Genomic DNA, 14,744 nt, shown 5'->3' with positions numbered 1-14,744 from the left:
ATGAAACCGAAACCCTTTGTTCCTGTCCCGTTGAACGACCACCCGCAGTATGTCCGGGACCGTACCAGCGATATCGTCTGGCACCGCTGCGAAACCCGCACCCTCTACGCGGACACGGACCGCTCCCAGGTGGTCTACCACGCCAATTACCTGCGCTATTTTGAATTCGGCCGGGCCTCGCTCATGCGCGATGCCGCCTACCCGTATAAGGCGGTCGAAGAAAGCGGCTATATCTACCCCATCATCAAGGTGGACATCGACTATTTCCGGCCCCTGTATTACGACGACGCCATGTGGGTCCATACCCGGCCGTCGGTGCTGGAGCGGGTGCGGCTCCAGTTTGACTATGTGATTACCCACCAGGAATCCGGCGACATCGTCTGCAAAGGATTCACCCGCCATTGCGCAGTCAACGCATCGGGCACGCCGGTGGAGGTGGATCCCAAAACCGTCCATCTGTGGGACATTTTTCCGAAACCGTGAAATCGACATCCTTTCCCATAAAGGTAAATCCGCCGCCATTTTTCAGGGACCATCATGTGCAGGACCGGCCTGTTTTTGCGGCAGTTGAGGCCATGGAACAACTCGCTGCGGATACCTGTCGCCGTTTCCCGGGAGTTGACGGCCGCCGGCTGACGGATATTCGCTTCGACAGGTTTCTCCCGCTGGACACGACGGATCCGTTCCCGGCATTCAATCAGGTGGATGAAAATGACGACGGATCCCTGCGCACAACGCTTATCACCCGTTTCAAATCTCCCGGCGCCGGGATTTCCCGCACATTGAAACACGCCTCGCTGACACTTGGGAGAGACTTGCCGGCGGCGGTCGAACCGCCCCTCGAAGCAGCCGCATCCATTGCCGGCGTCTGCACTGCCGTGGACCCGGCCCGCATCTATCGGGAGATGGTTCCCTTTGGCCCGTCCTACCGCAACCTCTGCGAACCGCTGCTGATTTCAGCGGACGGCGCCCTGGCCCGGGTGCGTTCACCCCATCCGGTCGATCCCCGCACCGATCTTTTCCTGGGGTCCCCCTATTTGCTGGATGCGGCCTTTCATGCCGCCTGCGTCTGGTGCCAGCGGTTCTGCGGCATCGTGGCTTTTCCCGTCTCCATGGACCGGCGCACCGCCGTCCATCCCACCCGGCTGGACGAGGTCTACACGGCACGCGTGGTGCCGGTACAGACCGGTCATGAGCCCTTCGTCTTCGACATCTTCATTTATGATGATACCGGCAGGCTGTGCGAGGCCGCCAACGGCGTTAACATGCGGGACGTCAGCGGCGGCCGCACCCAACCCCCGCAGGGATTCCGGCTACAGGCCCATGGCGATCCCCTCGCCCCGTTTCGCCGTCGCCTTTCAGGCATGGTGCTGCTGGAGCGTGACGCCGTTGCCGCGTTTGCCGCAACCGCACTTTCCGAAACCGAAAAAAGACGACTGGCACCCATGGTCCCGGAACGGGCCAGGGGATATCTGTCCGCCCGGCTGGCCCTCAAACGACTCAGCCGATCACTGTCAGGCGTCGGCGATCTCCGGCCGTCCCGGGAGATTGAATCCGTTGCCGAAAACGGCCAATCCCCCCAATGCCCCCTGGCTGATGGCACCCGCACCGATTGTGCCGTATCCCATGACCGACGCTTCACCATTGCCGTGGCCGCCGGACATCCGGTGGGCGTGGATGTGGAGCCGCTGTCGAAAAAGCCGCTTGGGGCCATGCACCTCTATATGGACGCCGATGAGCAAACCGTGGTAAACCAATCCCCCCTGGGCCGGGCAGATGCCTCCCTGCGGGTCTGGAGCGCCAAGGAAGCGGCCGCCAAGGCCCTGGGAATCCATCTCGCTGAATCCTGGGAGCGTACGCGGGTGACGACCGTGGCTTTTGAATCCAGCCTGCTGGAAGTTGATGGCGGGAAGGCACAGACCGCGATTCATGCAACCATTGACGGTCACCTGTTCACCGTGCTTATCGTGGATGATGGGTCATGACCGGGCTCCCGACATTCGTTTTGCTGCTGGTCGCTGCCTATGTGGCCGGTTCGATAAATTTTTCCATTCTGGCATTTCGCTTGGCCGGTCGCGGCGATCCGCGTCATCACGGCAGCGGCAACCCCGGCGCCACGAATGTCTATCGACAGGCCGGCATCGGATGGGCCGCGGCGGTCCTGCTGCTGGACATGGGACGGGCAGTCCTCGTGGCCCTTGCGGCCGAAGCGCTGACGCCCTTCTGGCAGGTGCCATGGGTGGGATTGGGATTGGTTGCGGGCAACCGGTTTCCCTGCTTTCACGGCTTCAAAGGCGGCAAGGGGGTGGCCAACTACCTGGGGTTTACGGCCGTCGTCGCACCGGCTTGGGCCGCCCTGGGAACCCTGGCCTGGGGCGCGGTGCACCTGGTCTGGCGAACGCCGTTTCTCTCATCCTTCGCCATGGTGCTCTTTTTGGCCGCCGGAACAGCGCTGGCCGAGGGAGGGAACTGGCAGGGAGGAATCGGCGCCGGGGTGACGGCCGTGTTCATCGTGGCCTGCCACCACCGCAACATCAGGGAGCGATGGGGTAGGAAGGGGTAGCCGATACCGCCCCATGAGCCGTGTCATCCCCCGGCAAACGGCCCATCGCAGAAAAATCCGGCTGTATTTGGCTCCGGCCAGGTACATGCCCAACAAAAACACCAGATGGGAAAGCCCATAGGCCACCGGGCCGCCGATCACCACGATGGCGGCGTTGCCATAGTAGACTGCCGCAATGCCCAAAAGGGAAATTAAGGGCCAGCCGATCGCGTAGCTGAAAGCGATGGCGGTCACCCCGGAAACCACCCTCAGGTCAGGCCGACGGCGAAAGGCGCTCAGGTCCGCCCCTTCGGCAATGGCCGATTGTACAAATCCGGTTCGGGAAAGGCGGATGACTAACTTTTTTATCAGTATGTCGATGGGTCCCACAGGACGGCAGTGCCTCCTTTACGCATTTTTATATCGACACCGGACCGTAACCATTGGTGGCCGCGGGATCAAGGAAATTGTGCATCGCTGAACGAAAACACCCGTTTTGACAGGGGGAGCCGATGGACTGGCCGTCGATTACCAATCACCGACCACTCGCTTAGCGGGTGGTTTGATCAAGCGCCCTCCGAAGGGGGCTGAAACCCAAACCCATGAACGCCGAACATCCAACGTCCAACATCGAACTTCGAACTTCGAACTTCGAATAAGGCATTCTATCGGTTTTAATGCGATTAAACCCTATTTCACAGACCGCACCGATGACCGGTGCTTCTTTTAACAGATTGACGGAGCGAAGCGATCTCCGCATTCGACGATGGACGTTCGATGTTCATTGTTCGACGTTCAAATAACCATTTGCCGGCTGAATGGCTCGCCGGACCGGTCCGAACCTCTTCGGGTCGCTCAGGCTTAGCCCGAGGTTTAATTTACTGCAATTAGCTTCAGAGTAGAAAAAATTGTTCAACCAACCCCAAGAACACCGATCGCTCGAATCCGTCTGGCAACGCATCGACCGGATCTACTGCATCTCGCTGGTAGAACGGGCGGATCGGCAGGCCGGTGCCCGGGATCAGTTTGCCCGCGTGGGACTCGACGAACAGGTATCGTTCTTTCCTGCCCGCCGACATCCCCGTGACTGTGAGCAGGGGATCTTTGAATCCCACCAGGCCTGTCTGAAAATGGGCCTGGCGGCCGGTGCCAGGCACATGCTTATGTTCGAAGACGATGTTGTATTTGGGAAAATCGATGCGCCTCGACTGGAAAAAAACATTGAATTTTTTATAAATACAGAGGCGTGCAAAATTCTTTTTTTAGGCTGCCTCACCCGCGGAAGCCGGGCCACAGAAACGCCGGGCATAAGGCGTATTCGATACCGGTGCCTGGCCCACGCCTACCTGATCAAACCGTCTCTGGCCAGACAGATGGCCGATGCCCCGTGGCAGAAGGTTCCCTATGACATCATGCTGCGGAATTTTATCGACGACGCCTTTGTCGTCTATCCGTCAATCGCCTTCCAGAGCAACTCACCGTCGGATAATTCACGGCACCGGGCACTGGACACCCTCCGCCGCCTCTTCGGCGGTTTAAGAATCATCCAGACGGTCAACGAGCATTACCACCGCTTTCGATACGCCGTCATTGCGACCCACCTGCTGGTGATTGGTGCTGCGATCCTGTGGATACTGACCTGATGCGGAAATACTCTCTTTCCCGACCCCGGGACTTAACGAAAAGACGATCTCAATGCGACTGAAAGCAACCATCAACATATTCGGGCTGCTGGCGGCAGCGGCCATCGGTACGGCGCTGTTCCTGATTGCCGTTCACCGGATCACCATCGATACGGACATCGTGCGATCGCTGCCCACAGATGACCCCGTCATCGCCGACGGCATCCACCTCTTCGAAAAAAACCCCATCAAGGATCGGATCGCTATCGATATCGGCTCTGACAGCGCGGATCTGGCACGCCTGGTGTCCGCCGCAGAGACGGTGGAAGCCCGACTGATCCAGAGCGATCTGTTCGCACAGGTGGGAACCCAGCCCATGCAGCAGGGCCTGGCCGATCTGGCGAATCAGGTCGTCAGGAACCTGCCGGTTCTGTTCACTGAAGGAGAGCTGCAGCGACAGGTGTTGCCGCTGTTGACAGACGAGGCGATCCGGCAGGCCCTGACGCGGGCCCGGGATGACCTCTACCATATAGACGGCATCGGGCAGGCCGCGGCCATGGCCGCCGATCCACTGGGACTGCGCCACATCGTCCTGGCCCGTCTGGCTGCCCTGAACCCCGCTCCCGGAGCGACCATCCACCGTGGCCGGATTCTCTCCGCTGACCGGCACCACCTGCTGATTCTGGCCACCCCGGCCGGCTCCAGCACGGATACGACCCTGGCCCGAACCCTGGCCCACTTTTTCCAAAACATGGAAAAAGAAGTGGAGCAAGAATTCGGCAGCGGCATCACCCTGACACCCACCGGCGCATTTCGGGCTGCCCTGGACAACGAAACCATCGTAAAACGGGATGTAAACCGTGCCATCTGGTGGGCCGCGGCAGGCATCGGTGTGCTGTTGCTGGCCGCCTTTTCCCATCCCCTGGTGGGGCTTATGGCACTGCTGCCGGCCCTGGCCGGAACGGTCATGTCTTTTTTTGTTTTCTCGTTGATCCACGACAGCATCGCCATCATGGTGCTGGGTTTCGGCGGAGCGATCATCTCCATCACGGTGGACCACGGCATCGCCTATATGCTTTTTGTGGACAGCGGCGGGCAGCAGGCCTCGCGGGAAATCCGAGCCGTCGGACTGCTGGCGGTGCTGACATCGATCGGTGCCTTCGGCGTCCTGGCCTTCAGCGGGTTTGCGATCTTCGAACAGCTGGGGGAGTTCACCGCCATGGGTATCGGATTTTCTTTTCTGTTCGTTCACACCGTGTTCCCCCGGCTCTTGCGAAACTACCCGCCGGGTGCGCCACCCGCCAGACGGCACCTTTCACGATGCGTCGATCGACTGGCGTCGACCGGCAACCCCGGATTGGCAGTGGCGGTAGTGACCGCGGTTGTACTGGCCGTTTTCATCCGGCCCCATTTCAACACCGACTTGAAAGCCATGAACAGCGTCAGCCGGGAAACACGTTCGGCCGATGACTTGATGACCCGTGTTTGGGGCGATATTTTTTCCAGCGTTTACCTCATGACCGAAGCGAACGACCTGAATTCCCTGCAGGAAAAAAACGACCGCCTGCTGGAATACCTGAATACCGAAACCCACGCCGGCAGCATCGAAACCGCGGTGACGCCGTCTCTTTTTTTCCCGGGCAGCGCCGCAAGGGCGGACAACTTCGGGGCCTGGCAGCAGTTCTGGACAGATGGGCGCATCCGCAAAATATCCGGACAGTTCATCCGGGAGGGGGAACCTTTGGGGTTCACTTACACCGCCTTTGCCCCGTTTCTGCAGATGCTGGTTGCCGACCCTCCCGATACGACAGGGATTCCGGAACGGGTGCAGCCGCTGCTGGGCATCTCCAAAGACAAAGGCGACGGCCGGTGGCGCCAGGTCACTCGGATCATCCCTTGCAGGCTGTTTGACAGCCAGCGTTTTTACAACCGGTTGTCCGATATCTGCGCCGTATTCGACCCTGCCCTCTTTTCTGAGCGCATGGGACAACTGCTGTTCGGCACGTTCATGAAAATGCTCCTGATTATCGGAGCCAGCCTGATCCTGCTGCTGATGGTCTTCTTCGCCGACGCCGGGCTGCTGGGCATCTCCCTGCTGCCACTGGCCTTCGCCTTTGTCTGCACCCTGGGCACCCTGGGCATCATGGGCCGCCCCCTTGACATCCCGGCATTGATGCTGTCGGTGGTCATCCTGGGGATAGGGGTGGATTACACGCTGTTCATGGTGAGGGGCTATCAGCGCTATCAGCGCTTCGACCATCCCCATTTTTCGGTGGTAAGGACGGCCATCTTCATGGCTGCCGCCTCAACCCTCGTCGGATTTGCGGTATTGCTTGGCGCCGACCACAACCTGTTGAAAAGCGCCGGATTGATCTCCTTTTTTGGCATCGGCTATTGCCTTGTCGGCGCCGTGTTGATCCTGCCGCCGCTGTTGAAGCGGCGGTTCGAACGCCGCCCAGCAGACGCCGGGGGCATCACCTGGCGCTACCGCAACATGGAAGCCTATCCGCGCATGTTCGCCCGCTTCAAGCTGCGGATGGACCCGCTTTTCGGAGAGCTGGAAACGCTGGTACCTAAAAAACCCGACATCGCCAACATCCTGGATGTGGGCTGCGGATATGGCGTACCGGCCTGCTGGATGGCCGACCGTTATCCCAACGCCACCATCCGCGGCATCGACCCGGACCCGGAGCGGGTGCGCGTGGCCGCCCTGGCCTTGGGCAATCGGGGGCGCATCGTCAGGAAAGCGGCTCCTGATCTGCCGTCCTTGGATATGCTGCTGGATCTGGTGATCATGCTGGATATGAGCCACTACCTGCAAGACTGGGAGCTGGAAAAAACCGTTGCGTGTATCCATGAGCGCCTGCTTCCCGGCGGCCGATTGATCGTACGGTCGGTGCTGCCCCCGTCGGCCCGGCCCCCCTGGACCTGGCGCCTGGAACATGTCAAACTCAAAATCAATGGTCTGAAAAAAGCCCGTTACCGGGATCCGGCAGCGCTCTCTGCGATTCTGGGGAAATGCGGTTTCGAGGTGCTGATCAGCCGACCCTCAGGCCGTCGGGGAGATATGGTGTGGCATGTGGCGACACCGAGGTAGAATCATTGAAAAATGACAAAAACATTCAACCTTCGCCCACAAGTTTGTCCAAGGCCGAACGCTGCGGCATGATCGCCTTCGCACTGGCGGTCATGCTGGCAGCCGTCAACCTGCGCCTGGCCACCGTGCCGCTGACCCTTTTTTTGATGCTGTGTGCCATGGCGCCCTTTTCGCCAAGAATCGGTTTTTTCTTTCCCGTGATCAGCCGCGGGCACACGGCAATGCCCGTTGTGGCCCTCACCTTCGACGACGGCCCCGATCCGGTCACCACCCCGCGGCTGCTGGAACTGCTGGGGAAATATCACGTTCCGGCCACTTTTTTCGTTATCGGAGGGCGGGCAGCCGTTTACCCGCATCTGGTGAGAGCTATCATTGCCCAGGGCCACGAAGTGGGCAACCACTCTTTTCACCACAACAGATACCGAATGTTCTGTCAGCCGCGGCTGCTGGAACATGAAATCACCGCCACCCAGCGGGTGCTGGCGCCGCTGGGCATTGTTCCCCTGGCCTTCCGCCCGCCCATCGGCATCACCACCCCGTTCATGGGCAAGGTGCTGGCCGCCCGCAACCTCGTTGCCGTCAATTTCAGCTGCCGAGCCTTCGACGGCGGCAATCGCCGCATCGGCCGTCTGGCCAAAATGATTCTCTCTCATGTCAAACCCGACGATATCGTGCTGCTGCACGATTCAATACCCGGCCCGGGCCAACCCATCGGCCAGTGGCTCGGTGAAATCGAAAAGATCCTTCAAGGCCTTTCAGAAAAGGAACTGACACCCGTTTCCCTCTCCCGTCTGATCGGCCGGCCGGTGATGCATCGGCGTGTATGACCCTTTTTCAGTATAGATTACAGATCGGACAGTTGTCTTGATTTGACCTGAACCGCCCAATTAATATCTGATCGAGGTATTGGAGTATGACGCCCATTTCATCTGCTGCGAGGTCGGCTGCCCTAAAAGAGGGGTTGAAGGCCGGATGGCCCATCTGCCTGGGCTACCTGCCCATCGGCATGGCATTTGGGGTATTGGCCCAGAAAGCGGGTCTCTCCCCCCTCCAGATCGGCCTGATGTCCATCATGGTCTTTGCCGGCAGCGCCCAATTCATTGCCGTTTCCATGCTGGCCGGCGGAGCCGCGGCACCGGCCATCATCACCACTACGTTTGTGGTCAATTTGCGCCACGTACTGATGAGTTCGGCCTTGGCGGTCTATCTGCGCACCGCTCACCGGGGATTGCTTGCGCTCTATGCCTATGGCGTAACGGACGAGAGCTTTGCCGTCAATTTGCCTAGATTCAACGCCCGCACCTGGAGTCTGTCCCGCGCCCTGGTGGTCAACCACGCCGCCAACCTGACATGGTTTATCAGCACCGTGGCTGGTGGCATCGGTGGCCGCTTCATCCCCGAAGGGGCGTTTGGCATTGATTATGCTCTCATCGCCATGTTCATCTGCCTGCTCATCTACCAAATCAGAAAGCGGATTCACCTGTTAACGGCCTTGATTGCCGGCTTAACTGCTGTGGGCCTGGCCCTGATGATTCCAGGCAACACCTATATCGTCATCGCTTCCATTGCTGCCGCCACAGTGGGGGTAATCATCCAGCGTAAGGTGATGAGGAGTAATCCTAAAAATGACTGATTATCTGCTGCTGCTCCTCGGGATGGGCCTGGTAACCTACCTGCCCCGCTGGCTTCCTCTGCATTATCTCTCCCGGCGCCCCCTGCCGGAATGGTTCATACAGTGGTTGGAACTGATACCCGCAGCCATTCTCAGCGCACTGCTGCTGCCGGCCCTGATCCTCAACGGGGAGCCAAGATATATAGACCCTCTGCGGCCTGAGTTTTGGGTGGCCATACCGACGTTTGCCTTTGCCTGGTGGACGCGATCATTGGGTGGGACGGTAGTCGTGGGGATGCTGCTGTTTTGGTTGTCGGGAAAGGTGAGCCCGCTGTGGTTTGCCTGGCTGGGATGAATACGGATCAACGCCCCTTGCGGACAGCCAGCACCACGTTGGCCCCGAAAATCAGCAGGGCGCCCACCCATCCGGCCGGTCCCAATGCCGGATCCGCCGCCAGCCAGGGGCCCAGAAGGGCCGCCAGCAGGATACGCGTGGACGAGATCACCCCCCCTTCCACGGCGGTGACGTAGCGGAATCCAATGGTGATCAGAAATTGCCCGGCGATGCCGGCTCCGCCGCAAAGCGTCAGGTAGTACCATTCGGCGGCATTGGGCCAGAAGAAGCGGCGGTGGAAAAATGCGAACATCAGCACCGATCCCAGGCCGAACATGTAGAAGAGGACGGTGTTGGTATCGTGGTGCTGCCGGCTGAGATTGAGGTAGAGGATGGCAAAGGCGGCGCTGATTCCCGACCCCAGCCCCCAGAGGCTGGATATGCCCATGCCGATGCGGCCCGGCTGGAGAATCAGCCATACACCGGCCATCGCCGCGGCGACCATGGCCACGGCCACCGGATCCCGCTGGTGGCGGAGCACGATCCATGAGAGCATGGCCACGAAGATGGGGTAGGTCATGTTGAGGATGTTGGCCTCGGCCACCGAGGTATAGCGCACCGCCTGGTAGAAGCAGTAAACGGCCACGCAGTTACCGACGGTCCGGCCGATAAGCAGGTGATAACGCTTGGGAGACGGGCCCTGCCGGTTGAGGGCCATGAGGATGCAGACCACCACGAATCCCAGCAGGAACCGGAAAAAGGCGAAATAGGCCGAATCGATGGCCACCACATCCCGGGACCAGCGGATCACTACCGTCGAGAAGTAAAAGCAGAAAGCCGATGCAAAAACAGCCGAGCAGCCAAGCAGGCCGAGGACGAGCGGCGTTCTGGCCGGAGAACCTGGGCCGGAGGTATCGTTCATGGGAAAACTTTCAGGGGGCCGCGTGCGCATTGCGCCAGCACAGGGGATCCGATGCCAGGTAGTCGCCGGTGAGCTGGTAGGCGGCACCCCGGCACCCGTAGCAACCATCGGCCTGCGCGCACTCCCGGCAGAGTCCCTTGATGGTGCTGCGGTAGTTTTTCAGATCCTTCAGCACCAGGCTGTTGGCGACGATCTCCTGGAGCGGCTGCCGGCGGACGCTGCCCAGGGGCAGGGTCACCCCCACGCAGGGCATCACCTCCCCGTTGGACGTGACCAGGCAGGAAAACTGGTGGCGCAGGCAGCGGTTGCCCACCAGCGGCGGCTGGATATCCCAGGTCCGGCCGTAGCGTTCTCTGTCGATGGCCGCCAGCCGTTCGAACAGCACCTGCAGACCTGCTGGGTCAACCTCCAGCCAGCAATTCTCAAGGGCATTGGCCTGGGGAGTGATGATTTCGAAATAGGGTGCGATGCCCCGGTCCCGCAGCCAGCACCACAGGCGGGGCAGCTCCTCCAGGTTCTGGCGGCAGATGATGGTGCTCACGGCCATGAAGGCCTCCGGCGAGGGATAGCCGGCCTGTCTGAGATGATCGAAGGCCGCGGCAATCGCCCGGCCGGCACCCCGATGGCCGGACAAGCGATCCTGCAGGTCGGGGTCGAAGGTGTTCTTTTTCATCACCATCCGCACCTGCCGGTCGAACAGCCATCGGGCGAAGTCGGCGCTGATGCCGCTGCCGTTGGTGAACATTTCCACCTCCATGCCCTGGCGCCGGATGAAGTCGATCATCTCCCGAATATGGGGATAGATGCTGGGCTCGCCGCCCAGAATGATGATCCGCCGGGCACCCAGATCCCTGGCCTGTAACAGCACACCCCGGATCTCGTCGGGGGTCAGCTCGTCGTCGAAATAGCTTTCCGCCGGCACGTAACAATAGGGGCAACGGAAATTGCAGCGCAGGCTGAACTCGATCTCCAGGGTCAGCAGGCGGTTTTCGGCGGCGGCGCGGGCGATGGTCGCCCTGTCGAATTCGAAATCACATAACCGGTGGGTGAAGGGGTCCATGCATGGGTCCTTTTGAATCGCAATAGCGAGGGCATTCCCCGTCGCTTGCGGCGCAGCGTTAGCGGGCGAATTGAAAATCGATTGCCATCCTTACGCTGCTGCGCAGCAACGGCCTCTGATGGGCGGCCGGCAAGCCATCGTTAGGTATTCAAATTATCCGGCCGTGTCAAGCGAACACAACTCGAGAATGCCTTGACCCCGATCGATCCCTGTATTAACTGTGGGCCCTTAATGAACCCCAACCCGGAAAAGGCGAGGACCACCCCACTGACATGTCAGAATCCATGCAAACACCCGATACGGTTTCACTGATGATGACCCGGCTCTTGTCGGGGCCGTCCCGGCCGGGGCAGGCGTTCACCATGCCCGGCACCACTTACGGCGAACTTTACCGCATGGCCCGGCGCATCAGGGCGCGCCTTGACGACGGTGACGACACCCCCGTCTGCCTGGGTACCGACGATCGCGCGGTGATGGCCGCCGCCCTTCTCGCGTCACTGGCCGGGGGGCCGGAATTGCTGATGCCCCATGCTCTGTCGGCCGCAGCATTTTCCGACCTGCACCAGCTGACCGGTTATACCCGGGTCATCGGACATCCCGCCCAACGGCTGCCCACAGGCGCAGCGATCATCGATCCGGGAAAATTGGTTGACGACGTGGAGACTCTCGCTTCCGACAAAGCCCCCGACCCCGACCGCCCCTGGGTCCGTCTGTTCACCGGCGGATCCACCGGCGCCCCGCGCCTCTGGTCCAAAACACCCCGCAACCTCCTGGGCGAAGTGGACTACCTGGTCAAGTGCTACGCGATCGGCAGCAGCGACCGCATTCTATCTACCGTCCCGGCTCTGCACATTTACGGGCTGCTCTATTCACTGCTGGTACCCCTGGCGGCATCGGCCCGGGTGGTGGCACAGACCCCGTCCTTCCCCGAAGAGATCAAGCGGCAGATGGCCGAAACCTCGCCCACGATTTTCGTGAGCGTGCCGGTCCACTACCGAGCCCTGAAGGACAACCCGCCGGACAAGGGCGCCTTGCGGCTGGCCTTTTCCTCGGCCGGTCCTCTGGTCGAGGCCGACGGCACGGCGTTCTCCAACGCAACCGGTGTGGATCTGGTGGAGGTTTACGGATCCACGGAAACCGGCGGCATCGCCACCCGCTGCCGGGCCGGGGCCGAACAGGGGTTCACACCCTACGACTGCATCCAGTGGCGCGTGGCCGGAGACAGCCTGGATATCCGTTCGGCCTTTCTTTCCCGGGAATTGCCGGTCCGCAGCAGCGGGTGGTTTACGGTCGCCGACCGCGTGAAGGCCCGGGACAGCAACGGGTTCGTGGTTACCGGACGCGCGGACAATATTGTCAAAGTGGGCGGCAACCGGGTGGACCTGGAAAAAATCCGCCAGCTGATCTTGGGAATCGAAGGCATCGATGACGCCGCGGTGGTTGCCACCCCCGTGGACAGCGGGCGGGATCGGGAGATCATGGCCCTGGCGGTGGGCAGCAGCACCGCCGCCAGGATCAAATTGGCGTTGGACAAGGTGCTGGAGCCCCATGAAAAACCCCGCCGGATCGACATGGTCGCGCATATCCCCATGGCGGCCACGGGAAAAGTCGATCGCCGCGCCATCGAGAAGATTACCGCTGCCCATCGGATCAAATTCGAACCGGCCGGTCTGAACGTACCCCTGGATGAGAGTCAAACCCTGCAGGAGATGGGTGCCGACCATGGCATCGACATCCGCGCCGACTGCGGCGGCATGGGTTTCTGCGGCAAATGCCGCGTCCGGGTCCACCCCAGGGAGAACTTCTCTCCACCTACCGATGCGGAAGTGGATGTGCTCACGCCGGACCAGATGGCCGATGGGTTCCGGCTGGCCTGCCAGGCCCGAGCCACCGGAAAGGGGACGGTCATCATCCCCGACAGCCTGGCTGAAAGCGCCGAAGCCCGGGGCAAAACCGGCATCGCCGGCAGCTATCCGGTTGACCCCATGATCCGGCGCTTGACGGTCAGCGGCGGTTCGCCGGGTCTCAAAACGGACAACAGCCCGGCAAGCCTGGTGGACTGGCTGGCCGCTCAGGTCGGCGACTCGGCCGCCGCGGCGGCCGATACCGCCTCGCTGCGACAGCTGAGCAGATATCGCGACAGCCTGAACGACTTCACCCTGGTAGTGCACGAAGAGACCGGTATCCGCCGCATCATAAAGGGCAAACAAACCGCCAGCCTGGGCTTCGCCGTGGACCTGGGCACCACCTCGGTGGCCGGCTACCTGTGCGACCTGAAAACAGGCGCCCTGATGGCCGCCGACGCCTGCGTCAACCCGCAACGGCACTTCGGCGAGGACGTAATCAGCCGCATCAGCCGCATCAACCAGAAGGATGAGCACCTCGACCAACTCCAGCGGCTGGCCGCCGAAGGCATCAATTTTCTGATGACCCGCTGTCTGGAACAGGCCGGCGCCACATCCACGGACATCGATGAGGTGGCCATCTGCGGCAACACCACCATGGAGCAGATCGTTGCCGGGCTCCACCCTTACAGCCTCGGCGTCTTCCCCTATTTCCCGCTGACGCTGACACCACCGGTCTTCAGTGCCGGTGGACTGGGCCTTGCCACCGATCCGGCCGTTCCCGTATTTCTAATGCCGGTCGTATCGGGGTTTGTGGGCGGCGACACCATGGCCGCCATTTTGGCGGACCGGCCCCACGAGCGCGACGAGATTACCCTCATCGTGGATATCGGCACCAACGGCGAAGTGGTGCTGGGCAACCGGGACGGACTGTGGGTCACCAGCTGCGCCACCGGCCCGGCCCTGGAGGGCGCCCAGATCTCCTGCGGCATGCGGGCGGTGTCCGGCGCCATCCATCGCGCGTGGCCCGCAGAAAATAACAGCCGCGTCGCCTATGAGGTGCTGGGAAACGAAGGCAAAAACCGGCCCATGGGCCTCTGCGGCTCCGGCATCATCGACGCGATCGCCGCGCTGCGGCAAATCGGTGCCATCCTGCCCAACGGCCGGCTGGATGAAACCTCCGGCGGGGTGGTTTCCGACCAAGAGGGCATCGGTCGGCACTACACCATCGCGGGCAACGATCAAAGCGCCACCGGCAGCGATATTTCCGTCACCCTGAAAGATGTTCGCCAGATTCAGCTGGCCAAGGGAGCGCTTCTCACGGGCATCGAATTTCTCATGCGCCAGGCCGGCATCCGGAAAATCGACCGGACCATCCTCACCGGCGCCTTCGGTGCCCGCTTCAACTGGAAGAACGCCTTGGCCATCGGCATGCTGCCGTCGGCCGTTGCCCAGGGAGCGGTCATCCCCAAAGAGAACCTAGCCGGGGTGGGAATCGTCATGGCCCTTTTAGATAAAAAATTGAGAGCGGAGGCCCGCACCCTGTGCCGCCGCATCCGCTGCCTGGAACTGGCTTCCGAACCGGATTTCGCCATGGCCTTTGCGCAGGCCACGGCGTTTCCCCCCATTGACGATTAGACTTTAGGCTATCGGTTGAATGCCGGATCGAAGCCTACCGAAGCAGCAGGCCAGCGGCCGAAGCGAAGGCGAA

11 protein-coding genes are annotated in these 14,744 nt (G+C 61.2%); 9 read left to right on the top strand and 2 right to left on the bottom strand.

Annotated elements, in window-relative coordinates; all coding sequences use genetic code 11:
• The 8 genes from ACHZBS_RS16625 to ACHZBS_RS16590 all read left to right on the top strand — a co-directional run bounded on the left by ACHZBS_RS16625 (window position 1) and on the right by ACHZBS_RS16590 (window position 9,228).
• Window positions 1-483, top strand: coding sequence for a thioesterase family protein (locus ACHZBS_RS16625; protein ID WP_319407642.1), 483 nt, complete (start codon window positions 1-3; stop codon window positions 481-483).
• The gene (locus ACHZBS_RS16620; RefSeq protein WP_319407641.1) at window positions 480-1,985 is read left to right on the top strand and encodes a polyketide synthase dehydratase domain-containing protein; all 1,506 of its coding nucleotides are present in this window, start codon (window positions 480-482) and stop codon (window positions 1,983-1,985) included. The genes ACHZBS_RS16625 and ACHZBS_RS16620 overlap by 4 nt, the downstream gene beginning before the upstream one ends.
• Entirely contained in the window at window positions 1,982-2,563 is a 582-nt protein-coding gene (locus ACHZBS_RS16615; protein WP_319407640.1) for a glycerol-3-phosphate acyltransferase, read from the top strand. The genes ACHZBS_RS16620 and ACHZBS_RS16615 overlap by 4 nt, the downstream gene beginning before the upstream one ends.
• An 887-nt stretch (window positions 2,564-3,450) precedes the next feature.
• Window positions 3,451-4,185 (top strand): glycosyltransferase, encoded by a 735-nt coding sequence (locus ACHZBS_RS16610; protein ID WP_319407639.1) that lies wholly within the window; start codon window positions 3,451-3,453, stop codon window positions 4,183-4,185.
• Between the two features lie 52 nt (window positions 4,186-4,237).
• Entirely contained in the window at window positions 4,238-7,261 is a 3,024-nt protein-coding gene (locus ACHZBS_RS16605) for a methyltransferase domain-containing protein (RefSeq protein ID WP_319407638.1), read from the top strand.
• Window positions 7,262-7,266: 5 nt separating this feature from the next.
• Window positions 7,267-8,088: a polysaccharide deacetylase family protein gene (locus ACHZBS_RS16600; protein WP_319407637.1), complete on the top strand. Its 822-nt coding sequence runs from the start codon at window positions 7,267-7,269 to the stop codon at window positions 8,086-8,088.
• Between the two features lie 86 nt (window positions 8,089-8,174).
• Window positions 8,175-8,894 carry an AzlC family ABC transporter permease gene (locus ACHZBS_RS16595; protein ID WP_319407636.1) on the top strand — a complete coding sequence of 240 codons (720 nt, stop codon included), beginning with the start codon at window positions 8,175-8,177 and terminating at the stop codon, window positions 8,892-8,894.
• Window positions 8,887-9,228, top strand: a complete 342-nt coding sequence (locus ACHZBS_RS16590; protein ID WP_319407635.1) for an AzlD domain-containing protein — start codon at window positions 8,887-8,889, stop codon at window positions 9,226-9,228. Before ACHZBS_RS16595 ends, ACHZBS_RS16590 begins: the two co-directional genes overlap by 8 nt.
• 7 nt (window positions 9,229-9,235) lie before the next feature.
• On the opposite strand, the gene ACHZBS_RS16585 is transcribed toward ACHZBS_RS16590, so the two are convergent.
• Together ACHZBS_RS16585 and ACHZBS_RS16580 are read right to left on the bottom strand one after the other, a co-directional pair.
• Window positions 9,236-10,129, bottom strand: a complete 894-nt coding sequence (locus ACHZBS_RS16585) for a DMT family transporter (RefSeq protein WP_319407634.1) — start codon at window positions 10,127-10,129, stop codon at window positions 9,236-9,238.
• Window positions 10,130-10,139: 10 nt separating this feature from the next.
• On the bottom strand, window positions 10,140-11,189 hold the full coding sequence (locus tag ACHZBS_RS16580) for a radical SAM protein (protein WP_319407633.1): 1,050 nt from the start codon (window positions 11,187-11,189) through the stop codon (window positions 10,140-10,142).
• Between the two features lie 272 nt (window positions 11,190-11,461).
• On the opposite strand from ACHZBS_RS16580, the gene ACHZBS_RS16575 reads away from it, so the two are divergent.
• Window positions 11,462-14,671, top strand: a complete 3,210-nt coding sequence (locus tag ACHZBS_RS16575) for an ASKHA domain-containing protein (RefSeq protein WP_319407632.1) — start codon at window positions 11,462-11,464, stop codon at window positions 14,669-14,671.
• Window positions 14,672-14,744 lie beyond the last annotated feature (73 nt).

Origin of the sequence: uncultured Desulfosarcina sp., from assembly GCF_963664155.2 — a bacterium.
Taxonomy (GTDB): domain Bacteria; phylum Desulfobacterota; class Desulfobacteria; order Desulfobacterales; family Desulfosarcinaceae; genus Desulfosarcina.
This window is presented reverse-complemented; position numbering and strand designations above follow the sequence as displayed.